At 70.5% G+C, this 24,722-nt stretch carries 21 protein-coding genes; 9 read left to right on the top strand and 12 right to left on the bottom strand.

Features of this window, described 5'->3' with window-relative positions; all coding sequences use genetic code 11:
* The 6 genes from bamA to lpxB all read left to right on the top strand — a co-directional run.
* Nucleotides 1-1,141: outer membrane protein assembly factor BamA (bamA, locus tag NVS83_RS13370; protein WP_258739781.1), on the top strand; the 1,141-nt coding region annotated here is incomplete at its 5' end.
* Nucleotides 1,142-1,231: 90 nt separating this feature from the next.
* The gene (lpxD, locus tag NVS83_RS13375; protein WP_258739782.1) at nt 1,232-2,305 is read left to right on the top strand and encodes a UDP-3-O-(3-hydroxymyristoyl)glucosamine N-acyltransferase; all 1,074 of its coding nucleotides are present in this window, start codon (nt 1,232-1,234) and stop codon (nt 2,303-2,305) included.
* Nucleotides 2,302-2,787 carry a 3-hydroxyacyl-ACP dehydratase FabZ gene (fabZ, locus tag NVS83_RS13380; protein ID WP_258739783.1) on the top strand — a complete coding sequence of 162 codons (486 nt, stop codon included), beginning with the start codon at nt 2,302-2,304 and terminating at the stop codon, nt 2,785-2,787. The genes lpxD and fabZ overlap by 4 nt, the downstream gene beginning before the upstream one ends.
* Nucleotides 2,787-3,614, top strand: coding sequence for an acyl-ACP--UDP-N-acetylglucosamine O-acyltransferase (lpxA, locus tag NVS83_RS13385; RefSeq protein WP_258739784.1), 828 nt, complete (start codon nt 2,787-2,789; stop codon nt 3,612-3,614). Before fabZ ends, lpxA begins: the two co-directional genes overlap by 1 nt.
* Nucleotides 3,589-4,479, top strand: a complete 891-nt coding sequence (locus tag NVS83_RS13390) for an LpxI family protein (protein WP_258739785.1) — start codon at nt 3,589-3,591, stop codon at nt 4,477-4,479. Before lpxA ends, NVS83_RS13390 begins: the two co-directional genes overlap by 26 nt.
* A complete protein-coding gene (gene lpxB / locus NVS83_RS13395; RefSeq protein ID WP_258739787.1) occupies nt 4,476-5,657 on the top strand; it encodes a lipid-A-disaccharide synthase in 1,182 nt (393 codons plus the stop codon). Before NVS83_RS13390 ends, lpxB begins: the two co-directional genes overlap by 4 nt.
* Before the next feature lie 85 nt (nt 5,658-5,742).
* Here the strand turns inward: lpxB and gltA are convergent, their stop codons facing one another.
* Together gltA and gltX are read right to left on the bottom strand one after the other, a co-directional pair.
* Complete coding sequence (gltA, locus tag NVS83_RS13400; RefSeq protein ID WP_258739788.1) at nt 5,743-7,053, bottom strand: citrate synthase; 1,311 nt, start codon at nt 7,051-7,053, stop codon at nt 5,743-5,745.
* Between the two features lie 234 nt (nt 7,054-7,287).
* Nucleotides 7,288-8,724, bottom strand: coding sequence for a glutamate--tRNA ligase (gene gltX / locus NVS83_RS13405; RefSeq protein WP_258739789.1), 1,437 nt, complete (start codon nt 8,722-8,724; stop codon nt 7,288-7,290).
* A gap of 151 nt (nt 8,725-8,875) precedes the next feature.
* Here gltX and NVS83_RS13410 point away from each other — a divergent pair, with 151 nt between their 5' ends.
* On the top strand, nt 8,876-11,284 hold the full coding sequence (locus NVS83_RS13410) for a ComEC/Rec2 family competence protein (RefSeq protein WP_258739790.1): 2,409 nt from the start codon (nt 8,876-8,878) through the stop codon (nt 11,282-11,284).
* A gap of 589 nt (nt 11,285-11,873) precedes the next feature.
* Here NVS83_RS13410 and lexA read toward each other — a convergent pair.
* Nucleotides 11,874-12,569, bottom strand: a complete 696-nt coding sequence (gene lexA, locus NVS83_RS13415; RefSeq protein WP_258734260.1) for a transcriptional repressor LexA — start codon at nt 12,567-12,569, stop codon at nt 11,874-11,876.
* A gap of 194 nt (nt 12,570-12,763) precedes the next feature.
* Here lexA and atzF point away from each other — a divergent pair, with 194 nt between their 5' ends.
* Nucleotides 12,764-14,587: an allophanate hydrolase gene (gene atzF / locus NVS83_RS13420; protein ID WP_258739791.1), complete on the top strand. Its 1,824-nt coding sequence runs from the start codon at nt 12,764-12,766 to the stop codon at nt 14,585-14,587.
* A 25-nt stretch (nt 14,588-14,612) separates the two neighbouring features.
* Here the strand turns inward: atzF and NVS83_RS13425 are convergent, their stop codons facing one another.
* The 9 genes from NVS83_RS13425 to NVS83_RS13465 form a co-directional block, all read right to left on the bottom strand.
* Complete coding sequence (locus NVS83_RS13425; protein ID WP_258740109.1) at nt 14,613-15,278, bottom strand: GntR family transcriptional regulator; 666 nt, start codon at nt 15,276-15,278, stop codon at nt 14,613-14,615.
* Nucleotides 15,279-15,447: 169 nt separating this feature from the next.
* Nucleotides 15,448-15,846, bottom strand: a complete 399-nt coding sequence (gene hpxZ, locus NVS83_RS13430) for an oxalurate catabolism protein HpxZ (RefSeq protein ID WP_258739792.1) — start codon at nt 15,844-15,846, stop codon at nt 15,448-15,450.
* 77 nt (nt 15,847-15,923) lie between these two features.
* Entirely contained in the window at nt 15,924-17,141 is a 1,218-nt protein-coding gene (locus tag NVS83_RS13435; protein WP_258739793.1) for a molybdopterin molybdotransferase MoeA, read from the bottom strand.
* 24 nt (nt 17,142-17,165) lie between these two features.
* Nucleotides 17,166-17,654, bottom strand: a complete 489-nt coding sequence (moaC, locus tag NVS83_RS13440) for a cyclic pyranopterin monophosphate synthase MoaC (protein WP_258739794.1) — start codon at nt 17,652-17,654, stop codon at nt 17,166-17,168.
* A gap of 14 nt (nt 17,655-17,668) precedes the next feature.
* Complete coding sequence (gene trpC, locus NVS83_RS13445) at nt 17,669-18,484, bottom strand: indole-3-glycerol phosphate synthase TrpC (protein ID WP_258739795.1); 816 nt, start codon at nt 18,482-18,484, stop codon at nt 17,669-17,671.
* Between the two features lie 11 nt (nt 18,485-18,495).
* Nucleotides 18,496-19,515: an anthranilate phosphoribosyltransferase gene (gene trpD / locus NVS83_RS13450; RefSeq protein ID WP_258739796.1), complete on the bottom strand. Its 1,020-nt coding sequence runs from the start codon at nt 19,513-19,515 to the stop codon at nt 18,496-18,498.
* Nucleotides 19,516-19,532: 17 nt separating this feature from the next.
* Nucleotides 19,533-20,141: an anthranilate synthase component II gene (locus NVS83_RS13455; protein ID WP_258739797.1), complete on the bottom strand. Its 609-nt coding sequence runs from the start codon at nt 20,139-20,141 to the stop codon at nt 19,533-19,535.
* A 161-nt stretch (nt 20,142-20,302) separates the two neighbouring features.
* A complete protein-coding gene (gene trpE / locus NVS83_RS13460) occupies nt 20,303-21,832 on the bottom strand; it encodes an anthranilate synthase component I (RefSeq protein WP_258734252.1) in 1,530 nt (509 codons plus the stop codon).
* Nucleotides 21,833-21,844: 12 nt separating this feature from the next.
* Nucleotides 21,845-23,770, bottom strand: coding sequence for a peptidylprolyl isomerase (locus NVS83_RS13465; protein WP_258739798.1), 1,926 nt, complete (start codon nt 23,768-23,770; stop codon nt 21,845-21,847).
* Between the two features lie 186 nt (nt 23,771-23,956).
* On the opposite strand from NVS83_RS13465, the gene tpiA reads away from it, so the two are divergent.
* Complete coding sequence (tpiA, locus tag NVS83_RS13470; RefSeq protein ID WP_258739799.1) at nt 23,957-24,712, top strand: triose-phosphate isomerase; 756 nt, start codon at nt 23,957-23,959, stop codon at nt 24,710-24,712.
* The last annotated feature ends 10 nt before the right edge of the window (nt 24,713-24,722 follow it).

The raw sequence follows: 24,722 nt of genomic DNA on the forward strand, positions 1-24,722 counted from the left end.
CGAGGACCAGCCGACCGGCGAGTTCTCGGTCTCCGGCGGCTACTCGACCACGGACGGCTTCATCGGCGAGGTGTCGGTCTCGGAGAAGAACTTCCTCGGCCGCGGCCAGTATGTCCGCCTCGCGGGCCAGCTCGGCGAGAACGTCGAGGGCGCCGACTTCAACTTCACCGAGCCCTACTTCCTTGACTACCGTGTCGCCGCCGGCTTCGACCTGTTCTGGAAGAACACCAACGAGACCTCGTACAGCCCGTACGAGACCTCGACGGCGGGCGGCACGCTGCGTGTCTCCCTGCCGCTCACCGACGAGCTGACCCTGGGGCTGCGCTACACGCTGTCGACCAAGGAGATCTCGGTCTCGCCGACCGACGAGTACTACAACCACATCTCCTGGGCGATCCTTGAGGTCAACAACGATCCGGCGCTCACTTCGCTGGTCGGGTACACGCTGTCCTACAACATGCTCGACAATAATCTCGAGCCGACAAGCGGTTACCTGCTCGAGCTGAAGCAGGACTTCGCCGGCCTCGGGGGTGACGTCAACTACATCCGGTCGACCTTCGACTCGCGCTGGTACCTGCCGGTCTATGGCGACGCCGTGCTCATGCTGCGCGGCCAGGCGGGCAACATCGCCTCCTGGGGCGGCGAGGACCTGCGCATCCTGGACAACTTCTTCAAGGGTCCGGACCTGGTGCGCGGCTTCGAGCCGAACGGCATCGGTCCGCGCGACCTTGCCTCCGGCATCGACGGTTCCGATCCGGACGCGCTGGGCGGCACGCTCTACTGGGGCACGACCGCGGAGCTGCAGTTCCCGCTCTCCTTCCTGCCGAAGGAGCTGGGGTTGAAGATGGCGGTGTTCGCGGATGCCGGTTCGCTCTGGGACTATCAGGGTGACACCACCTTCACCAACATTGCGGGCTGGCAGGACAACCTCACGGACTGCAGCACGATCCAGGGCTCGAAGACCCAGGGCCTGAACAATGTCTGCGTGGCCGACAGCGACATGGTCCGCTCCTCGGTCGGCGTCAGCCTGATCTGGAAGTCGCCCTTCGGTCCGCTGCGCTTCGACTATGCCTGGGCGCTGACCAAGGAAGACTACGACCAGACGCAGGCTTTCCGCTTCAGCGGCGGCACCCGCTTCTGATATAGACTGAGCCCGTACGGGAAGCGCGCGGCGGTCCGGACCTTCCGGGCCGCCGGTTCGTTTGAGCAACAGGGCGACACCCCAGCAGGCATGAACGATCCGGTCTTCCATTCCGCCCCGGCGCCGCTCGCGATCCGCGAGATCGCCGCGCTCGTCGGCGGCACGATCGCCGAGGGCGCCGACGCCGGGTGCCTCGTCTCGGGGCTGGCGACGCTGGAGGAGGCGGGGCCGTCCGACCTCGCCTTCATGGATGGTGCGCGCCACGTGCCGGACCTGCAGCGCTGCCGCGCGGGCGCCTGCCTGGTGGCGGAGCGCTTCGCGGGCCATGTGCCGCAGGGCACGGCCGCGATCGTCGTCGCCAAGCCCTACGCCGCCTTCGTCGCGCTCGCCCGACATCTCTATCCCGACGCGCTGCGACCCGGCTCGGTGTTCGGCCAGCCGGGCGTCACGGCCGGTGCCATGGTGCACCCGCGCGCGCGGCTCGAAGCGGATGTGACGGTCGATCCCGGCGCGGTGATCGGCCCGGAGGCCGAGATCGGAACCGGGACCGTGATCGGCGCCGGCGCGGTGATCGGCCCGGGCGTGCGCATCGGCCGTGACTGTTCGATCGGCGCCGGCGTCAGCCTGATGCACGCGCTGCTCGGCGACCGCGTCATCCTGCATCCGGGCGCGCGGATCGGCCAGGACGGCTTCGGCTATCTCGGCGGCGCCGGCGGCCACGCCAAGGTGCCGCAGATCCGCCGCGTGATCCTCCAGGACGACGTCGAGATCGGCGCCGGCACGACGATCGACCGCGGCGGCCTGCGCGATACGGTGATCGGCGAAGGCAGCAAGATCGACAATCTGGTGCAGATCGCGCACAACGTCGTCATCGGGCGGCACTGCGTGGTGGTCTCGCAGACCGGCATCGCCGGCAGCGCCACGCTGGGCGACTTCGTCGTGCTGGGCGGGCAGGTCGGCGTGATCGGCCATGTGCGCATCGGCGACGGGGCGCGGATCGCCGCGACAAGCAATGTGAAGGACGACGTCCCGCCGGGCGTCGAATGGGGAGGCTCGCCCGCCAGGCCGATGCGCGAGTGGTTTCGCGAGGTCATGGCCATCCAGCGTCTGGGGCGCGGCGAGAAGCCGTGGGGCGGACGGCAGGAGGCACGTGAAGGCGAATGAACATACAGTCCGACATCACTCTCGGATCCGCGGACATCCTGCGGATCCTGGCGGCGCTGCCGCATCGCTACCCGTTCCTGATGGTGGACAAGATCGTGGACATCGACGGTGACCGGCGGGCGGTCGGCGTCAAGAATGTCTCGGCCAACGAGCCGCATTTCCAGGGCCACTTCCCGGACAATCCGGTGATGCCCGGCGTGCTCATCCTCGAGGGCATGGCGCAGACCGCCGGCACCATCTGCCTGCTGAACCGCGAGGCCGACGGGCCGCCGTCGCTGGTCTATTTCATGACCGTGGACAAGGCGAAGTTCCGCAAGCCCGTGGTGCCGGGCGACGTGCTCGAATATCACATGACCCAGATGACCAAGCGGCGGAACATGTGGTGGTTCCGCGGCGAGGCCAAGGTCGACGGACAGACCGTCGCCGAGGCCGAGGTCGGTGCCATGATCGCGCAGGACGCGCAGGGACAGGCAAGGAAATAATGAGCAGCTCCGCGAAGGTCGACCCCACCGCTCGCGTCGAGGACGGCGCGCGTCTCGCCGAGGGGGTCGAGATCGGGCCGTTCTGCACGGTCGGCGCCGACGTGGTGCTGGAGGCGGGCGTGAAGCTCATCTCCCACGTCGCCATCGCCGGCCACACCACGGTGGGCGCGGGCAGCACGGTCTATCCCTTCGCCTCGCTCGGCTTCCCGCCGCAGTCGGTGCACTACAAGGGCGAGCCGAGCCGGCTGGTCATCGGCCGCGACTGCACCATCCGCGAGCATGTGACGATGAACGTCGGCACCGCCGGCGGTCACATGGAGACGCGGGTCGGCGACGGCGGCTTCTTCATGGTCGGCTGCCATGTCGCGCATGACTGCAGCGTCGGCGCGAAGGCGATCTTCGCCAACAACGCCACCCTCGCAGGGCATGTGAGCGTGGGCGACAACGTGTTCCTCGGCGGGCTTTCCGCCGTGCACCAGTTCGTGCGCATCGGCGACGGCGCCATGATCGGCGGCATGTGCGGCGTGCATTTCGACGTCATTCCGTTCGGCCTGATGATGGAGGGCCATCCGGGCCTGCGCTCGCTCAACTACACCGGGCTGAAGCGGCGCGGCCTCTCGCTGCAGCAGCGCCGCCAGCTCCAGGGCGCCTATCGCGAGCTGTTCTACGGCAAAGGAACGCTCGTCGAGCGGACCGACCGCGTCGCGGAGCTCTTCGCCGACGACGCCAATGTGATGAGCATCGTCGAATTCGTCCGCGGCGCCGGCAAGCGGCGCCTGACCGTGCCCGCCGATGCGGAACATGTCGCCGAGCCCGAAGCTGCCTGAGGCGGCGGGGTCCGCGGACGGCCCGCTCGCCATCATCTGCGGCGGCGGCGCCTTTCCGCTGGCGGTGGCCGAGGCCGCCCGCCGGGCGGGGCGCGAGGTGGTGCTGTTTCCCGTGCGCGGCTTCGCCGGGCCCGAGGTCGAGGCCTGGCCGCATGTGTGGATCCACATCGGCCGGTTCGGCCAGCTCACCGCCGAGATGCGCCGGCGTGGCTGCCGCGACGTGGTGATGATCGGCAATGTGCTGCGCCCGCGCATCCGCGACATCCGGCTCGACTGGGCGACCTTCTGGCTGCTGCCGAGCGCCTTCCGCATGCTGCGCGGGGGCGACGACCATCTCCTCACCAGCCTCGGCCGCTTCTTCGAGGAGGCGGGATTCCGCCTGCTCGGGGCGCATGAGGTGGCGCCGGAGATCCTGCTTCCTGCCGGCCGGCTCGGCCGCGTGGCGCCGGGCGCCGAGGCGATGGCGGACATCGTGCTCGGCTGCCGGGTGCTGGACGTCACCGGGCCGCTCGATATCGGGCAGGGGCTGGTGGTGATGAACAAGCACGTGGTGGCGATGGAGGCGGCCGAGGGTACCGACCTCATGCTCGCCCGCGTGGCGGAGCTGCGCGCCAATGGCCGCATCAAGATGCCCGCGCCCTGCGGTGTGCTGGTGAAGCGCCCCAAGGCCGGGCAGGACCGGCGCTTCGACCTGCCTTCGCTCGGCGTGCGCACGGTCGAGGGGGTGGCGCGCGCGGGGCTGGCGGGCATCGCGGTCGAGGCGGGCGGCGTCATCGCAGCCGAGGCCGGAGCGCTGATCGCCGCTGCCGACGCGGCGGGCCTGTTCGTCTACGGCGTCGCGCCGGGGGCGGAGGTGGCGCCTTGACGGGCGCCGGCGAGGCCGGCCGGCCGCTCGACGTGTTCGTGGTCGCGGGCGAGGAATCCGGCGACGCGCTCGGCGGGGGCCTGCTGGCCGCGCTGCGGTCGCTGCGCCCAGAGGCGAGGTTTCGCGGCGTCGGCGGTGCCCGCATGCAGGGCGAGGGGCTGGTGCCGCTCTTTCCCATGGAGGACATCACCGCCATGGGCTTCGCGCAGGTGATCGGCGCGTTGCCGCGCATCCTGCGCCGCATGGGCGAGGTCGTCGACGCCATCGTCGCCCGCCCGCCGGACGTGCTGGTGCTGATCGACGCGCCGGACTTCACGCACCGCGTCGCGCGCCGGGTCCGCGCCCGCCTGCCTCACCTGCCGATCGTCAAATATGTCGCGCCGACCGTATGGGTCTGGCGGTCTGGGCGCGCGCGAGCGATGGCGCCCCATGTCGACCGGGTGCTGGCGCTGCTGCCGTTCGAGCCGCAGGTGATGCACGATCTTGGCGGGCCGCCGACCACCTATGTCGGCCATCCGCTGCTCGGCGAGCTCGAACGGCTGCGCCCGCAGGGGGCGGAGGCCGAGCGCCGGGCGGCCGATCCGCCGGTGGTACTGGTGCTCCCGGGCAGCCGCCGGGCCGAGCTGTCGCGGCTGGGGGCCACCTTCGGCGAGGTGCTGGCGCGGCTGCATCGAGAGGTGCCGGACGCCGAATTCGTGCTGCCGACCCTGCCGCGCCGACTGGCGCAGGTCGAGGAGATGGTCGCCGGCTGGCCGCTCGCGCCCCGCATCGTCACGAGCGACGAGGAGAAGCTGGCGGCCTTCCGCATCGCCCGCGCCGCGCTCGCCGCCTCCGGCACGGTGACGCTGGAACTCGCCCTGGCGGGCATCCCGACGGTCGCCGCCTATCGCGTGCCGCGGCTGGAGGGCTGGATCGCGCCCTATATCCTCAAGGTGACGACCGCGATCCTGCCCAACCTGATCCTCGGCGAGAAGGCGGTGCCGGAATATCTGCAATGGTACATCGACCCGCCGGCCATGGCGGCGCAGCTCGCGCGGCTGGTTCAGGATGGGGAGGAGCGCGAGGCGCAGCTCGCCGCCTTCGCCCGGCTCGACGCGATCATGGGGCTGGGCGGCGATCCGCCGAGCCTGCGCGCCGCGCGGGCGGTGCTCGAGACGCTGGTCCAAGCCAGAAAATGAAAAACCCCGCCGTCCGGATGGAGGGCAGGGTTTCCCGAGAGGCGAGCGATGCCCGGCGCGATCGCTGGGTCCCGCGCGTTTGGTCCTACTTGCGGCGCGCCATCGCCACGTAGTCGCGATGCGTCGAGCCGGTGTAGAGCTGGCGCGGGCGGCCGATGCGCTGGCTCGGATCCTCGATCATCTCCTTCCACTGGCCGATCCAGCCCACGGTGCGGGCGAGGGCGAACAGCACGGTGAACATGGAGGTCGGGAAGCCGAGCGCGCGCAGCGTGATGCCCGAATAGAAGTCGATGTTCGGGTAGAGCTTGCGCTCGACGAAATACTCGTCCTGCAGCGCGATGCGCTCCAGCTCGATGGCGATGTCGAGCAGCGGGTCGTCCTTGATGCCCAGCTCGCCCAGCACCTCATGCGTGGTGTGCTGCATGATCTTGGCGCGCGGGTCGTAGTTCTTGTACACGCGATGACCGAAGCCCATCAGGCGGAACGGGTCGTTCTTGTCCTTGGCGCGGTTGATGAATTCGGGGATGCGCTCGACCGAGCCAATCTCGCCGAGCATCTTCAGCGCCGCTTCGTTGGCGCCGCCATGGGCCGGGCCCCAGAGGCAGGCGATGCCGGCCGCGATGCAGGCGAAGGGGTTGGCACCGGAGGAGCCGGCGAGGCGCACCGTCGAGGTCGAGGCGTTCTGCTCGTGGTCGGCGTGCAAGATGAAGATGCGGTCGATGGCGCGGGAGAGGATCGGGTTCGCCTTGTACTCCTCGCACGGTACCGAGAAGCACATGTTGAGGAAGTTGGAGGCGTAGTCGAGGTCGTTCTTCGGGTAAACGAAGGGCTGGCCGATGGAGTATTTATAGGCCATCGCCGCCAGTGTCGGGATCTTCGCGATCATGCGGATCGAGGCGATCATCCGCTGCTGCGGGTCCGAGATGTCGGTCGAGTCGTGATAGAAGGCCGACAGGGCGCCGACCGAAGCCACCAGCACCGCCATCGGATGCGCGTCACGGCGGAAGCCGTGGAAGAAACGGTTCATCTGCTCGTGGACCATCGTGTGGCGGGTCACACGATAGTCGAAGTCGGCTTTCTGCGCCGCGGTCGGCAGCTCGCCGTAGAGCAGGAGGTAGCAGGTCTCGAGGAAGTCACCGTTCTCGGCGAGCTGTTCGATCGGGTAGCCGCGATAGAGCAGGATGCCCTGGTCGCCGTCGATATAGGTGATCTGGCTCTCACAGCTCGCGGTCGAGGTGAAGCCCGGATCGTAGGTGAACATGCCGGTCTGGCCGTAGAGCTTGCCGATGTCGACGACGTCCGGCCCGACCGTTCCCTTCAGAATGGGCAGATCCCAGCTTTCGTTGCCGACCGTAAGAGTCGCTGTTGTCGCCGAAGTACCGTGACTGGCGTCCATGCGGGATCTCCCTTGAATTTGTGGAACCGATTGACGGAGCGCGTCTTGCGTGTGCCGCGCCGGACCGCTCGGCCTGAAGCGTTGGAAGCGGGGTTGCTTCGTCGCGACTTGGCATGGAAGTCGTAACGGTTTCGAACCGTGCTCGCAAGCGCAGCGAAGTGCAGCCCTGACGGTGCGGCGGCACCGTGTCCGTGCCGCCTTGCACCGTTCGCATATGCACCATGCGCCATACGCTTAGGCCGCGTCGGCGGCCTTCGTCTGGTCGGCGATGCGGGCCAGGGACTCGTCCTTGCCGAGCACTTCCAGCACGTCGAAAATGCCCGGAGAAGTGGTGCGCCCGGTCATGGCGGCGCGCAGCGGCTGGGCGATGGCGCCGAGCTTCACGCCCTTCGCCTCGGCCACCTGGCGCACCGCGGCCTCGGTGCCGCCGGCGGTCCATTCCCCGAGCTCGGCGAGGCTGGAGGCGGTGGCGGCCAGCAGCCGGCGCGCCTCGTCGGTGAGCAGCGCGGCGGCCTTGGGCTCCATGTCGAAGGGGCGCGATTTCCAGATATAGGCGGCGCTGTCGATCAGCTCGACCAGCGTCCTGGCGCGCTCCTTGAGCCCCGGCATGGCGGCGAGGAGCTGGGCGCGCTTCTCCGCCGTCAGGGCGGCGGCGATCTCGGTGCCGTTCGGCAGGTGCGGCAGCAGCTGGTCGATGGCCGCCATCAGCTCGTCGTCCGGCGTCGAGCGCATGTAGAGGCCGTTGATGCTCTCCAGCTTGGCGAAGTCGAAGCGCGCGGCGGAGCGGCCGACATGGTCGAGGTCGAACAGCGTGCTCATCTCCTCGGTCGAGAAGATCTCCTGGTCGCCATGGCTCCAGCCGAGCCGCACCAGATAGTTGCGCAGCGCGGCGGGCAGGTAGCCCATGGCACGGTAGGCGTCGACGCCGAGCGCGCCGTGGCGCTTGGAGAGCTTGGCGCCGTCCGGCCCATGGATGAGCGGGATGTGCGCCATCTTAGGCACGCTCCACCCCAGCGCATGGTAGATCTGCGTCTGGCGCGCAGCATTGGTGAGGTGGTCGTCGCCGCGGATGATGTGGGTGACGCCCATGTCGTGGTCGTCCACCACCACCGAGAGCATGTAGGTGGGCGTGCCGTCCGAGCGCAGCAGGACGAGATCGTCGAGCTCCTTGTTCTGGAACACGACGCGGCCCTGGACCAGATCCTCGATCACGGTCTCCCCCTCGACCGGCGCCTTCAGGCGGATGGCGGGCTTTGCCCCCTCGGGTGCCTCGGAAGCGTCGCGGTCGCGCCAGCGCCCGTCATAGCGCGGGGGGCGGCCTTCCTTGCGGGCGGTGTCGCGCATTTCCTCCAGCTCGGCGGCGGTCGCGTAGCAGGGATAGGCGCGTCCGTCCCGCAGCATCTGCTCCACCGCCTCGCGGTGCCGCTCGGCGCGGGCGAACTGGTAGATGACGTCGCCCGACCAGTCGATGCCGAGCCATTTCAGCCCGTCGATGATGGCCTCGATCGCCTCCGGCGTGGAGCGCTGGCGGTCGGTGTCCTCGATGCGCAGCAGCATCCGGCCGCCTTTGGCCCGGGCATAGAGCCAGTTGAACAGCGCGGTGCGCGCCCCGCCGATGTGCAGGAAGCCGGTGGGCGAGGGGGCGAAGCGGGTGACGACGGTCTCGGACATGTCTCTCGTCTCGCGCGCGGTGATCGGCGAGGGATCTCGCCGGGGAACGGGTCGGCATGGCGGGCGCGGACGGTGCGTGTACCATAGGTCTGTGACGGGGGAAAAGGCGCCGCGCCCGGCAGGCGTGCGAGGCGCGACGACGTGACGGGGCATGGGGACGGGGAGCGGCTCGGAAGAGGAAACGGAAGAGGGAACGGCAGGGCGGGCGCGCCCCGGGCGCGCGCGGGCGCTTGCCGTCGCCTCCGCGCCTCGCGTCCCCGCGCTCACGGCCGCCGGCGCCGCGCCGGGCCTGCCATGGCTGCGGCTGCTGGGCGGGCAGGCGGTCGGCGAATGGGTGCTGCTCGAGCTCGACGACCGCCGCGGCTTCCTGTTCTTGCCCGTCGCCTTCGCCACCGGCATCGCGCTGTATTTCGGCGCGGCGCGCGAGCCATGGGCCTATGCCGGGCTGGTGCCGGCGGGGCTGTTCGGCGTGTTCGCCGTGCTTGCCCGCGCCCGGCCCTTCGCCTTTCACCTCTGCGTGCTGCTGGCGACCATCGCCGCCGGCTTCGCCGTGGCGAGCCTGCAGGCGCGTCGGATCGCCCATCCGGTGCTGGCGCGCACGCTCCAGGCGGTGGAGGTGAGCGGCTTCGTGGAGGCGGAGGAACGCCGCGCACGCGGAAGCCGCATCACGCTGCGGGTGACCCATCTCGGCCGCGAGATCGCCGATCCGCCAGAGCGGGTGCGGGTGAGCCTCGCCTCGGGCGATCCGCCGCCGGTGGGCGCCCATGTGCGCCTGCGCGCGACGCTCGGGCCGCCGCCGGGGCCGGCCTATCCGGGCGGGTTCGACTTCGGCCGCGCGATCTGGTTCGAGGGCATCGGCGCCACGGGCTACGCGCTTGGCAAGGTGCAGCTCGTGCCCGGCCCCGAGCCGCCCGCGGGGCTCGCCTTCGCCGCCTGGCTGGAGCGCAGCCGCGAGGCGATCGCCGGGCGCATCCGCGCGGTGCTGTCGGGCGGGCAGGGCGGGATCGCGGTGGCGCTGGTCACCGGGCTGCGCGACGGCGTGCCGGAGACCGTCGAGGAGAACATGCGCGTCTCCGGCCTGTCGCACATCCTCTCGATCTCCGGGCTGCACATGGCGCTGGTGGCGATGACGGTGTTCTTCCTCGCCCGCGCGCTGCTGGCGCTGCCGCCCGAGCTGGCGCTGCGCTACCCGATCAAGAGCTGGGCCGCGGTGCCGGCGCTGTTCGCCGCCACTTACTACCTGCTGCTGTCCGGCGCGCATGTGCCGACGCAGCGCTCCTATGTGATGACGCTGCTGGTTCTGCTTGGCGTGATGATCGGCCGGCCGGCGCTGACGCTGCGCACGCTGGCGATCGCGGCGCTGGTGGTGATGGTGCTCACGCCCTGGGCGATCCTCGACCCCGGCGCGCAGATGTCGTTCGCCGCGACGCTGGCGCTGGTGGCGGCCTATGAGAGGTGGGGCCAGCGGCTGATGGCGCCTTCGGGCACGACGGCGCGGCGCTGGACGCTGCGGCCGGTGCGCTATGTCGCGGCGCTGGCGCTGACCTCGCTGGTGGCGGGGCTCGCCACCGCGCCCTTCGCCGCTTTCCATTTCCAGCGCCTCGCTCCCCTGAGCCTGCTCGCCAACCTTGCTGCCATGCCGGTGGTGTCCTTCATCGTCATGCCGATGGGGCTGCTCGGCTCAATGCTGATGCCGTTCGGCTGGGACGGCCCGGCCTGGCGGGCGATGGGCTGGGGCCTCGACCTGATGATCGGCATCGCGGATTCGGTCGCCGCGCTGCCGGGTGCGGATCGCGGCATCGCCGCCATGCCGATGGCGAGCCTCATCCTTCTCAGCCTCGCCCTGACCTGCCTGTGCCTGTTGCGCACGCGGCTCGTTCTCGCGGGACCGCTGCTGGCCGGTGCCGGGGCATGCGTCTTTCTGCTGGCACGGCCGCCGGATCTCTATGTCGATTCCCGCGCCCGCACCGTGGCCGTGCGCGGGCCGGACGGCGCGCTCTCGCTGATGGGCACCCCCTCGACGCGGATCGCCGAGCGCTTCGAGGTGGCGCAATGGCTGAGCGCCGAGGGCGTGCGCGCCGTGCCCGCCGCCGATCTGACGCAGGCAGCCCGCTGCGACGCGCAGGGCTGCACGCTGGCGGGTCCCGATGGTGCTCTCGTCACCTACTCGCGCGAGCGCGGCTCGCTCGCCGAGGACTGCCTGCGGGCCGAGATCGTGGTCACGCCCTTTGAGCCGCCGGCGGACTGTGCGGCGACGGTGATCCATATCGATGCATGGCACCAACTCGGCGGGGTGGCGGCGACGCGGACGGGGCCGGGGGAGTGGCGCCTTTCGGTGGCACGGCCGGGCGGAGAGGTGCGGCCCTGGCTGCCTCCATCTCCCGAGGCCGGCAATATCCTTCTTGCGCCCGCGCAGGGCGTCGATCCGGCGGGGCTGTCTCCCGGAAGGGGTGCATCGGCCGAGCCGGTCGCGGCCGGCCGAGCCAGTGCGGAAAGTCCGGCGAATGACAGGGGCGGCGCGTTGGATGACGAGCCGGACGATGACGGGCAACGGGAATGACGACCGCGCGCAATGAAGGCCTGCGGAGGCGGGCGCGCTGAGAGGCCCCGGAGGAATGCCTATCGAGAGCCCATGTGCGCTTGGGGTCCGCGCGTACCGAGACAATCGACTGAGCCGCGCACGAGGCGGGGGCGAAGGATCGGCGCCAGCCGGGTTCGACTCCGCAGCGCCTGCGGCGCTGTCTTGTTATCCGCCTCCCGAGGCCAAGCTGCCGCCGGAGACCAGACTGCCTCCCCGAGACCACAGGTTGCCTCCCGAGGCCAGGCCGCCGCGGGAGACAAGGCTCGCGCCGGAGGGTATGTCCACCACCCTCGCTCGCGACGTCGCGCGCCTCGCCGAGGGATCGGCTCAGAGCAAAACTGCCGAGAACCGCGATCCTTCCGCGACCAGCAACATTCCAGCCGGCCGCTCGAGCCGTTCGGAGCTTCACCAGTGAGTTCGTGCACATCCGCCCGTCAGCTCTGGCAGGTAACCCCGTTACAAATGCCGCTTCCAATCTGACCAGCCGGCGCTGCCCATCGATGCCGCTCGCCAAGGCAACCCGCCGGAGGCGCTTCGCGCCGCCGCGGCCCGCCGGCGCGAAGCGCCCTCAGTAGCGCCGGAAAAGCCCTACCAATCGTCCCTGGATGCGAACGCGGTCGGGGCCGAAGATGCGGGTCTCGTAGGCCGGGTTGGCGGCTTCCAGCGCGATCGAATCGCCCTTGCGGCGCAGCCGCTTCAGCGTTGCTTCCTCGTCGTCGATCAGCGCCACGACGATGTCGCCCGTATTGGCGGTGTCCATCCGCCGGATGAGCGCGAGGTCGCCGTCGAGGATGCCCGCCTCGACCATCGAATCGCCGCGCACCTCGAGCGCGAAATGCTCGCCGCCCGCAATCATCTCCGGCGGCATGGAGATGGTGTGGTCGCGCGACTGGATCGCGGAGATCGGCGTGCCGGCGGCGATGCGGCCCATGACCGGGATCGGCACCGAGCGCGACGCGCCATCGTCGCTCGCCGCGGGGCGGGCGCGCCCGAGGCTGCCCTCGATCACGTTGGGCGCGAAGGCGCGCGAGGCCCGTGGCGGCTGCGAATCCTCCGGCAGGCGCAGCACTTCCAGCGCCCGAGCCCGGTTGGGAAGGCGGCGGATGAAGCCGCGTTCCTCGAGCGCCGTGATGAGACGGTGGATGCCGGACTTGGACCTCAGGTCCAGTGCTTCCTTCATCTCCTCGAAGGAGGGCGGAACACCGTCCTGCTTGAGGCGGTCATTGATGAAGCGAAGCAGCTCGTGCTGTTTGCGAGTGAGCATCGATGCCTTCCGTCCGCGCGCCGCAATGAAAACAAATCACGAACAAACACTATCCGTTCTTTTTGTGTTCCACAATCGGTAAATGGATCGCTAATCCGGCACCGTGGAAACGCGGTTTCCTGCTCCTGTATGCAATGGCCTATGTGCTGCTCAAGTGTTATGCATGAGCGCGGGAGCACAGGAAGGACGATACATTGATCGGCACCATCGCGGACATCGTCGCGGCCCACCGTTCCGGGGCGGCGCGGCCGGCGGACACGGTTGCGCGCTGCTTCGAGCTCATCGAGCGTCATGGCGATCCGGCGGTCTTCACCGCGCTCAGCACGCCGCAGGCGATCGCGGCGGCGCTGCGGGCGCTGGAGGGGATCGATCCGGCCGGCCTGCCGCTTTATGGCGTGCCGTTCGCCGTGAAGGACAATATCGACGTCGCCGGCCTGCCGACCACCTGCGCCTGCCCGGACTACGCCTATGACGCGACCCGCGATGCGAGCTGCGTGACGCGGCTGCGCCGGGCCGGGGCGATCGTTATCGGCAAGACCAATCTCGACCAGTTCGCCACCGGGCTGAACGGGACGCGCTCGCCCTACGGCACGCCGCGTAACGCCATGCGGGCGGACCTGGTGCCGGGCGGGTCGAGCTCGGGCTCGGCGGTGGCGGTGGCGGCGGGGCTGGTGCCGTTTGCGCTCGGCACCGACACGGCCGGCTCCGGGCGCGTTCCCGCCGGGCTCAACAACATCGTCGGGCTCAAGCCCAGCCTCGGCCTCGTCTCGACCAGCGGCGTCGTGCCGGCCTGCCGCTCCCTCGACTGCGTATCGGTATTCGCGTTGTCGGTCGAGGAAGCGTTCGCGGTGCTGCGCGCGGCGGGCGGGTCGGACGAGGCGGACCCCTATTCGCGTGCGCTGCCGATCGGCGCGCCGGGGGACTTTCCCGCCCGGCCGCGTATCGCGGTGCCGCGCCGCGCGGATCTGGTCAGCTTCGGCGACCGGCTGGCCGAGCGGGCCTTCGCCGCCGCCGTCGCCCGCATGGAGCGGCTGGGCGCCGAGGTCGAGGAGATCGACATGGCGCCGTTCCACGACACGGCGAAGCTGCTCTATGAGGGCCCCTGGGTCGCCGAGCGCCTCGCCGCAGTGGGCGCGTTCCTGGAATCGCGGCCGGCCGCGTTCCATCCCGTGGTGCGCTCCATCGTCGAGCAGGGACGGGGCCTCAGCGCGGTCGACGCGTTCCGCGGCCAGTACCGGCTCGCCGAGCTGAAGGTGCAGGCGCGCGCGGCGCTGGCCGGTTTTGACGCGCTGATGGTGCCGACCATGCCGACCGTCTACACGGTCGAGCAGATGCTGGCCGAGCCGGTGCGCTACAACAGCAATCTCGGCGTCTACACCAACTTCGTGAACCTGCTCGACATGTGCGCCCTGTCGGTGCCGGCCGAGATCCGGCCGGACGACGCGCCGGCGGGGGTGACGCTGCTGGCGCCGGCGGGGCGCGACGCGCATCTCGCCGCGCTCGGCTCCGGCTTCCATGCGGATACCGGCCTGACCATGGGAGCGACCGGCCGGCGGCTGGGACCGCGCCCGCAGGCGAGGCCGCGTCCGGCACCGGGCTTTCTCGAGCTGGCGCTGTTCGGCGCGCATCTCTCCGGCCTGCCGCTCAACGGGGATCTGGTGGCGGCCGGTGGCGTGTTCCTGCGCAATGCGCGCACCAGCGCCGACTACCGACTGCATCTCCTGCCGGAAGGGCGGGTGCGCCGGCCCGGGCTGGTGCGTGGCCGTCCGGGCTCCGGCGCGCCTATCGCCTGCGAGGTGTGGGCGCTGCCCGCCGAAGCGTTTGGCCGGCTGGTCGCCGCCATTCCCGCTCCGCTCGGCGTGGGGTCGGTGATGCTCGACGATGGCACGGAGGTGAAGGGCTTCCTCATGGAGGCGGCCGCGGCGGCCAATGCGCGCGACATCACGGCGTTCGGCGGCTGGCGGGGCTTTCTCGCCGCCGAGGAGGAACGGCGCGAGAGCCACGCCGTCGGCGGCTGAAAGATATCTGGATTATCGTGTCAGATCAGACGCTTTGAGCGTATTGCTCATAAGCGTCATGAACGATGGCGATGTGGCTGCGCATGGCGGCGATGGCGCCTTCGCGGTCGCCGCGCAGGATCGCCGTCACCACCCGGTCGTGCTCGGTATGCGACAAGCCGAGGCGCCCGAGCGCGCGGAACTGCGCCCGGCGGAAGGGCGACAGGCGCCGGCGGGTGCCGAGGGTGATCTCGATCAGATAGTCGTTGTGGCTGCCGTCATAGATGGTGGTGTGGAACTGGTCGTTCGCCTCGCGATAGGCGTTGAAGTCGCCCTGGCGCATCAACTCGCCCATGGCATCGTGCAGCTTCACAAGTGCGCGGCGCTCGGCCGGCGTCATCTGCAGCGCCGAGAGGCCGGCGCACAGGCCCTCCAGCTCGGCCATGACGTCGAACATGTTCTGCAGGCGCTCGACGCCGGGGCGCGCCACCACCGCGCCGCGATGCGGGCGGGCATCCACGAGGCCGGAGGCGGTGAGCTCGCGCAGCGCCTCGCGCACCGGGGTGCGGGAGACGCCGAAGCGGGTGGCGAGGGCGGTCTCGTCGAGCGTCGTGCCGGGCGGCAGCAGGCCGCGCGTGATCTCGTCGGCGAGCTGCATGCGCAGGCTCTCGGCGCGGGTCACGCGCCCACGACCGGCCTTCGCGGAGAGCATCGGGTCAGCGGGAAAGCGAACGGAAACCACGGACATGAGCGACAGGGTACCCGGCAATGCAGCGAGTCGCTGCCGCGAAAATGCCGCAGCGCCCGATCTTTAGCACGATGAGCGAACAAAATCCGCAAATCGCCGACCGCGCCTTGATATCGCTCACGCCTCTATCGATTCACTCGTCGACGTGGCTTACCTCGTCGATCACGCTGACATGGGCGGCGACCACTTTCCAGCCGCCGGGGGTGCGCATCCAGCTCTGCATCTGACGCCCGACCTTCCCGGGCGCCGTATCGCGCCGGAACAGCGTGGCCGCCACCGCGAAGTCGCGGCCATAGGTGGTGATCTCGGTGCGCTCGAGCTGGCGCATCAGACCGGCCGGCGAGCGGGCGGCGCGGAAGGCGCGGATCGCGCCGATGCCGTAGAGGTTTTCCCCGCCGCCATAGCGGATGGTCGTGTCCGATTCGAAGAACAGGTCGTCGAGCGCCTCGACGTCGTTGGTGACGAGGGCCTGCTCGTAGCGGTCGAAGGCGGCGCGCACCTCGGCGAGCACGTCCGGCAGGTTGATGTCCATCGGCGAAGTCCTCTACTGCGCCGGCCGGCATCGGCTCCTGCGGCGATCGCGCAGCACACAGGCTGAAGGCAGCGCGGTCAATCCTCGAGCGGGAGAATCTGGCACGGCTCGCCGGCCAGGGCGGCGGGCGCGTTCGGGGGCCGCACGAGCAGCACGTCGGCACGGGCGAGGACGCGCAGCATCGAGCTGTCCTGCACCGGCAGTGGGCGCACGACGGGCACGCCGTCCTCCTCGCCGACGATGGCCGCGCGCATGAAGTCCATGCGGTGGTCATTGGCCTTGAGGTCGACACCGAGCCTGGCGGGTTTCAGGGCCGGCTTCGGCGCGACGGCCTCGCCCTGCAGTGCCCGCAGCAGCGGCACGAGGAAGAGAAGTGCGCAGACATGGGCGGAGACCGGGTTTCCCGGCAGCCCGACCACCAGCGTGCCGGCGGGCGAGCGGCCGAACATCAGCGGCTTGCCCGGGCGCAGCGCGATCTTGTGCACGGCGAGCTCGACGCCCTGCGCGGTCAGCGCCGGGGCGACGAGATCGTGGTCGCCGACAGAGGCGCCGCCGGTCGTCACCAGCACGTCGATCCCGCTCGCCAGCGCCGCGTGCACGCCTTCCTGCGTCGCCGCCATGGTGTCGGGCAGAATGCCGAGATCGGCCACCTCGGCGCCGGCACGGCGGGCAAGGGCACCGACCGAATAGATGTTGGACAGGATGACGTTGTGTGCCGCCGCCCCGGCGCCCGGCCGCACCAGCTCGTCGCCGGTGGAAAGGAGGCCGACGCGCGGCCGGCGGATGACTGCCAGCTCGGCGACGTCGGCGGAGGCGGCGAGGGCGAGGTCGCGGGCGCGCAGGCGATGGCCGGCCGGGAGCAGCGTCTCGCCGGTCGCGAAGTCGCCGCCGGCGCGGCGGATATGTCGGCCGATGGTCGCGGCCTCGGTGACGGTGACCGCGTCGCCCTCGCGCCTCGTGTCTTCCTGGATCACGACGGCGTCGGCGCCCTCGGGCATCACCGCGCCGGTGAAGATGCGCACCGCCGCGCCCGGCGTCACCGTGCCGGCGAATGGGCGCCCGGCGGCGGATTCGCCGGTCACGCGCAGCGTTGCGTCGAGAGTCGCGTCGTCCGCGTGAACGGCGTAGCCGTCCATGGCCGAGACGTCGGCGCCGGGCGTGGTGCGGCGGGCGACCACCGGGGCGGCAAGCACGCGCCCGTCGGCGGCGTCGAGCGCGACGGATTCGCTGCCGAGAACCTTGGCGGCGGAAAGCAGGCGCTGAAGCGCCTCCTCGACCGGCATCAGTGCCTTCATGCCGCGATCCTCACGCCGACATCCTCACGCCGCCTGCCAGTGGCCGGAACGGCCGCCGTCCTTCTCGACGAGACGGATCGCCTCGATGCGCATGCCGCGATCGACCGCCTTGGCCATGTCGTAGATGGTGAGGCACGCGACCGAGACGGCGGTCAGCGCCTCCATCTCGACGCCGGTCTGGCCGGTCGTGCGCACCGTCGCCCGCACCTTGAGGCCCGGCAGGCCGGCATCGGGCTCGATCTCGACCGCGACCTTGGACAGCAGCAGCGCGTGGCAGAGCGGGATCAGCTCATGTGTGCGCTTGGCCGCCATGATGCCGGCGAGGCGGGCGGTGCCGATCACGTCGCCCTTCTTGGCGTTGCCGCTCTCGATCAGCGCGAGCGTCGCCGCTTCCATCACGACGCGGCCCTCGGCGACGGCGATGCGGTCGGTGACGGCCTTGTCGCCGACATCGACCATGTTCGCCGCGCCGCTGGCGTCGATATGGGAGAGGGCGGGGCGCTCCTCGCTCATGGCGCGCGCCTTCCTCAGCCCGCCGCGCGGGCGAGCGGGGCCGGCGCCAGCAGCTCGGCGGTCGCCGCCGCCACGTCGGGCTGGCGCATCAGGCTCTCGCCCACGAGCACGGTGCGGATGTCGACCAGCGCGAGGCGCGCGACGTCGTCCGGCGTGAAGATGCCGCTCTCGCCGACGATCACCCGCTCGGCCGGCACGCGCGGGGCGAGGCGCTCGGAGGTCTCCAGCGTCACCTCGAAGGTCCGCAGGTTGCGGTTGTTGATGCCGATCATCCGGCCCGGCAGGGCGAGGGCGCGGTCGAGCTCGGCATCGTCATGCACCTCGACCAGCGCGTCCATGCCGAGGCCCTCGGCGGTCTCGATCAGGTCGCGCGCCAGCGCGTCGTCGACCGAGGCCATGATGACGAGAATGCAGTCCGCGCCCCACGCCCGCGCCTCGAACACCTGGTAGGTGTCGTGCATGAAGTCCTTGCGCAGCGCCGGCAGCGAACACGCGGCGCGGGCACTGGTGAGGAATTCAGGCGCGCCCTGGAAGGAGGGGCCGTCGGTGAGCACGGAGAGGCAGGCCGCACCGCCCGCCTCATAGGCCCGTGCATGGGCCGGCGGATCGAAGTCCGGCCGGATCAACCCCTTGGACGGGCTCGCCTTCTTGATTTCGGCGATCAGCGCGGTGGCGCCGGAGGCGATGCGCGCCTCGATCGCGGCGAGGAAGCCGCGCGGCGCATCGGCCTGTTCGGCGCGGGCGCGGATCTCGGCCGGCGGGACGGCGCGCTTGGCGGCGGCGATCTCCTCCAGCTTGTAGGCCTCGATGCGCTTGAGAATATCGGCCATCGGCGCCTCCCTCACTCCGCGATCGCGGAGACCGCGACGAGGCGGTCGAGTGCCGCCTCGGCATGGCCGCCCCTGAGGCTGGTGCGGGCGATCTCCAGCGCGTCGCCGAGCGTGTCGGCCTTGCCGGCGACCACCAGCGCGGCGGCGGCGTTCATCAGCGCGACGTCGGCATAGGCGCTCGGCTGGCCGGCGAGGACGGCGCGCAGCGCGGCCGCGTTCGCCGTGCCGTCGCCGCCCTTCAGCGCGGCGGAGGTGGCGCGTTCGAGGCCGAATTCCTCGGGCGTGATCTCGAAGCTGCGGATCTCGCCATCCACGAGTTCGGCGACATGGGTCGGGCCGGTGGTGGTGATCTCGTCGAGCCCGTCCGAGCCGTGCACCACCCAGGCGCGGGTCGAGCCGAGCGAGCGCAGCACCTGGGCGATCGGCTCGACCCAGTTGCGGGAGAACACGCCGACCATCTGGCGGGTGACGCCGGCCGGGTTCGACAGCGGGCCGAGCAGGTTGAAGATGGTGCGGGTGCCGAGCTCCACGCGGGTGGGCCCGACATGCTTCATCGCCGGGTGGTGGGCGGGCGCGAACATGAAGCCGATGCCCGCCTCGGCGATGCAGCGCGCGATCTGCTCGGGTGTCAGGTCGAGCCGGACACCGAGCGCCATCAGCACATCCGCCGCGCCGGACTTGGAGGACAGCGCGCGGTTGCCGTGCTTGGCGACCGGCACGCCGGCACCGGCGACGATGAAGGCGGCGCAGGTCGAGATGTTGTAGGAGCCCGAAGCGTCGCCGCCCGTGCCCACCACGTCGACCGCGCCTTCCGGCGCCTCTACCCGGAGCATCTTGGCGCGCATGGTGGTGACCGCGCCGGCGATCTCCTCCACGTCCTCGCCGCGCACGCGCAGGCCCATGAGGATGGCGCCGATCTGCGAGGGCGTCGCCTCGCCCGACATCATCACGTCGAAGGCGAACGCCGCCTCGGCCCGGGTCAGCGTGGCGCCGGTGGCGATCTTGCCGATGACGGCCTTCAGGTTTTCCATGCTCTCCCCGCGTTGCTTCAGGCGGCCCGCGAGCGGCGCGGGCCGGAGTTCCACGCCCGCGCCAGGTCGAGGAAGTTCTTCAGGATGGTGTGCCCGTGCTCGGAGGCGATGCTCTCGGGGTGGAACTGCACCCCGTGCACCGGCAGCTCCTTGTGCGACAGGCCCATGATCAGCCCGTCATCGGTCTCGGCGGTGATGCCGAGCGAAGCGGGCAGGGTCTCGCGCCGGACGATGAGCGAGTGGTAGCGCGTCGCCTTGAACGGGCCGTTGATGCCGCGGAACACGCCCTCGCCCCGGTGGCGCACCTCCGACAGCTTGCCGTGGAGCGGCAGCGGCGCGCGGATCACCTCGCCGCCGAACACCTGGCCGATCGCCTGGTGGCCGAGGCAGACGCCGAATACCGGCACGCCCTCGCTGGCGGCGCGGCCGATCAGCTCCAGGCAGATGCCCGCCTCGTTCGGCGTGGCGGGACCGGGGGAGATGACGATCGCCTCGGGCTGGAGCGCCAGCGCCTCGTCGGCGGTGAGGGTGTCGTTGCGGCGCACGTCCACCTCGGCGCCGAGTCCGCCGATATAGTGGACGAGGTTCCAGGTGAAGCTGTCGTAATTGTCGACGAGAAGGATCATCGCGCGTCCATCCGCCGGTCTTGGGCCGGCATGAAAAGCTCTAGGGTGTTGACCGGCGCCGGGTCAAGCCGCGTGCTCGGATCGAGCGGGCCTGCCTCGCGCCGGGCGGCGAGGGGAGTGTCGCCGGCTTCACCATCGCTCGTGGCGCGCGCGCTCCATGCTCACTGCCCCCGCGCCGCCCGGGCGGCGAAGCGCACCGCTTCCTCGCCGGCGCGGAACAGCGCCTTGGCCTTGTTGACGCATTCCTGCAGCTCGCTCTCCGGCACCGAGTCGTAGACGATGCCGGCGCCGGCCTGCACGTGCATCTGGCCGTCCTTTACGACGGCCGTGCGCAGCACGATGCAGGTGTCCATCTCGCCGTCGGCGCCGAAATAGCCGATGGCGCCGGCATAGATGCCGCGCTTGTCGCGTTCCAGCTCGTCGATGATTTCCATCGCCCGCACCTTGGGCGCGCCCGAGACCGTGCCGGCCGGGAAGCCGGCGGCGAGCGCGTCCAGCGCGTCGCGGCGCGGGTCGAGGTCGCCCTCGACGTTGGAGACGATGTGCATCACCTGGCTGTAGCGCTCGATGAGGAAGCTGTCGGTGACGTGCACCGAGCCGATCGTCGAGACCCGGCCGACATCGTTGCGCCCGAGGTCGAGCAGCATCAGGTGCTCGGCGCGCTCCTTGGGGTCGGCGAGGAGCTCGTCCTCCAGCGCCTTGTCCTCATGGGGCGTGGCGCCGCGCCGGCGGGTGCCGGCGATCGGGCGGATGGTGACGGTGTCGCCGCGCAGCCGCACAAGGATCTCCGGGCTGGAGCACACGATGGCGAAGCCGCCGAAGTTGAAATAGACTAGGAACGGCGCCGGGTTGATGCGCCGCAGCGCCCGGTAGAGCGAGAAGGGTGGCAGGGTGAAGGGCGCGTCAAAGCGCTGGGACAGCACCACCTGGAAGATGTCGCCGGCGCGGATGTACTCCTTCGCCCGCTCCACCATCGCCCGGTAGGTTTCCGGCGCGGTGTTGGACACCGGCGCCACCGCTTCGTGGAAGGCGTCCTCCGGCGGCAGGTTGGGCAGCGCGCTGTCGAGCGCGGCGACCACCACCTCCAGCCGCTCGCGCGCGGTCTCATAGGCGGCGAGGGCGCCCACGCCCTCCTGCGGGCGCACCGGCGTCACCACGGTGATCTCGTCACGCACCGCGTCGAACACCACCATCACGGTGGGGCGCACGAAGATGGCGTCGGGCACGCCGAAGATGTCGGGCTTGGCCTGCGGCAGGCGCTCCATCTGCCGCACCATGTCGTAGCCGAGATAGCCGAACACGCCCGCCGCCATGGGCGGGGCGCCGGCCGGCAGGTGGATGCGCGATTCCGCGACCAGCTTGCGCAGCGAGACCAGCGGCTTGTCGGGGCAGGGCTCGAATCCGTCCGGCGCGAGGCAGTCCGGGAACCGGGCCGCCTCGCGGTTGATCTCGGCGCGGTCGCCCTGGCAGCGCCAGATGACGTCCGGCTCGATGCCGATCATCGAGTAGCGCCCGCGCGTGGCGCCGCCCTCGACCGATTCGAGCAGGAAGCTGTTCGGCTTCTCGCCGGCGATCTTGAGGAAGGCCGAGACCGGGGTCTCGAGATCGGCGATCAGCGTGGTCGTGACCACCTGGGCTTCGCCGCGCTCATAGGCGGCGGCGAAGTCCGCGACGTCGGGATGGGGATGCATGGATGCGGATCCTCAGTCGACCGCGTCCGCGCCGACGATCTGGTCGAGCGCCGTCCGGTTGATGCGCGCGCCGAGCTCGGACTGGAGCGCGACCAGATATTCGGTCATCAGGTCGTTCTCCATGCCCTGCCGGATGTCGCTCACCAGCTTCTCGTCCGGCTTGGCGCCGGCCGGGATGTCGACGTTGAGCACCTTGAACAGGATCCGGCTGTCGCCACCCTCGGCCATGGCGCTGCCGACATCGCCCTTGGGCGTGTCGAACACGGCGTCGAGGATCTCCTGCGGGATGCCGTCGGCGGCGCGCCCGCGCTTCAGCCCGTTGGCGGCGCGCAGCTCCAGCCCAGCATCGGTCACCGCGATGTCGAACGAGGTGCCGGCGGCCACCTTTGCCTTGATGTCCTCGACCTTCTTGTCGAGTTCCTCGGCGGTCTTGTCGTCCTTCCAGCGCTCCAGCACCAGGGGCTTGGCCTGCTCGAAGGTGCGGTCGGCCGGCGGTGTCACCGAATCCACTACGTACCAGACGTAGCCGCCCGGCTGGCCACTCGGCTGGGCACCGGGCTGGGCGGCGTTCTGCGGCAGGCGGATGGGGTCGTTGTCCGCGCCGACATCGGCGGCGAAGGCGCCGCGCAGCACCTCGGCCCGGCCGGGGATGGAGGCGACCGGCTGGTTGTCCGGCGTGCGCCCGTCCGCGTCGGTCTCGATGGTGACGAGCGGCACGCCGATCTTCGACGCGATCTCGGAGAGCTGGGCACCGCTGGCGCGGTCGTCCTCGATGTCGTCATATTTCAGCCCGACCGCGCGGGCGGCGGCGTCCATCTGCAGCTTGGCGCGGATCTGGTCCGCGACCTCGGAAAGCGGCTGGATGTTGGACGGGGTGATGGTGCCGACATGGACGATCACCGGGCCGAAGCGGCCCGCGATCACGCCGCTGGTGCCGTCGGCCGGCAGCGCGAAGGCGGCGTCGGCGATGGCCGGGTCGACGATGTCGGTCTTGGCGACGGTGCCGATATCGATGTCCTTGGCCGACAGCTTGCGCTCGGCGGCGATGTCGACGAACGACGTGCCGGCCTCGATCCGCGCCGCCGCCGCCTTGGCCTCGTCCTCGTTGGGGAACACGATCTGCTGGACGTCGCGGCGCTCGGGTGTGCCGTAGTTCGCGAGGTTGGCGTCATAGTCCGCCTTGACCTCGGCGTCGGTCACCTTCTGGGTGGCGACCAGCGCCTGCGGGGTCAGCGCCAGCACCTCGATCTTGCGGAATTCGGGCGCCTTGAATGCCACCTTGCGCTTGTCGAAGAAGGCCTGCAGGTCGGCGTCGCTGGGGGCGGCGAGCGCCGGCAGCGAAGCCTTGGTCAGCATGGCGTAATTGACCGAGCGTTCCTCGTTCTGGTAGCGCGCGACCGCATCCTTCATCACCTGCGGCACCTCGATGCCGCCGCCGAGCGACTGGATGAGCTGCTGGCGCAGCGCGAAGCGGCGCTCGGTGTCGACGAAGCGGGCCTCGGTGAAGTTGTTGGCGCGCAGCAGGCGGTCGAAATAGGCCGGGTCGAACGCGCCGGACGGGCCGAAATAGGCCGGGTTCTCCTGCACGCGGCGGGCGATCTCCGAATCCGACAGGGCGAGGCCGAGCCGGTTCGCCTCGTCGTCGAGGGCGGCCTCGGCGAGGCGCTCGTTTAGCACCTGGTCGGGAATGCCGAGCGCGCGCGCCTGGTCGGGCGAGATCCCGCGCTTGAGCTGCTGGCTGAGGCGCTGCAGGCGGTCCTGATAGAGCTGGCGGAACTCGGGCACAGTGATTTCCGTATCCCCGATGGTGGCCAGCGTCTGGCTGCCGAATCCGCGGAACACATCGGCGATGCCCCACACGCCGAAGCTCACGATAAGAAGGGCCATGAGGATCTTGGCGATGAGTCCGGAAGCGCTCTTGCGCAGAGTCTGCAGCATCTTGGTTCTCGTTGGCGGGCGCCGAAAAGGGGCAGGCGCGCGAAAGGCGCGCATCATAGGGAGGGCTCTTTCAGGCTGCAATGTCGCATCTGCGGCCATTTGCCCGTGCCGTTCGGGTCTGTTACGCGAGGGCAGCCTGTTTGAGGTGTTGATTGACGTATTTGAGGTGAAGGAGCGCTTGGCAGCATGACGACGCGTCGCCCCCTGGTCGCCGGCAATTGGAAGATGAACGGCCTGAAGGCCTCCGTCCCGGAATTCCGACGTATCGTGGAGGGCTATGACGCCGCTCTTCGCGCCCGCACCGATCTCATGGTCTGCCCGCCGGCGACGCTGCTCGCCGGCTTCGCCGCCGCCGAGCCCGCCTCCCCGGTCGGCCTCGCGGGCCAGGACTGCCATCCCGCCGCGAGCGGGGCGCATACGGGCGACATCTCGGCCGAGATGCTCGCCGACGCCGGCGCGGGCGCGGTGATCGTCGGTCATTCCGAGCGCCGCGCCGACCATGGCGAGAGCGACGAGCTGGTGCGGGCCAAGGCGGAGGCCGCGCGCCGGGCGGGCCTCCTCGCCATCATCTGCGTCGGCGAGACGCGCGAGGTGCGCGAGGCGGGCCGGGCGCTCGACGTAGTGCGCGGCCAGCTCGCCGGCTCGGTGCCGGATGGGGCAGACAGCGAGAACACCGTCATCGCCTATGAGCCGGTCTGGGCGATCGGCACCGGCCTCACCCCGACCATCGACGAGATTGCCGAGATGCACGGCGCCATGCGTGCGCACCTCAAGGAGCGCTTCGGCGCACAGGCGGACCGGATTCGCCTGCTCTATGGCGGCTCGGTGAAGCCGGAGAATGCTGGGGAAATTCTCGCCGCCGCCGATGTCGACGGCGCCCTGGTGGGCGGGGCGAGCCTCGAGGCGACGTCTTTTCTTAGCATCGCGCGCGCCTATCTCTAGGGCTCGACCG

It is taken from the genome of Ancylobacter mangrovi (genome assembly GCF_024752335.1).
Classification (GTDB): Bacteria; Pseudomonadota; Alphaproteobacteria; order Rhizobiales; family Xanthobacteraceae; genus Ancylobacter; species Ancylobacter mangrovi.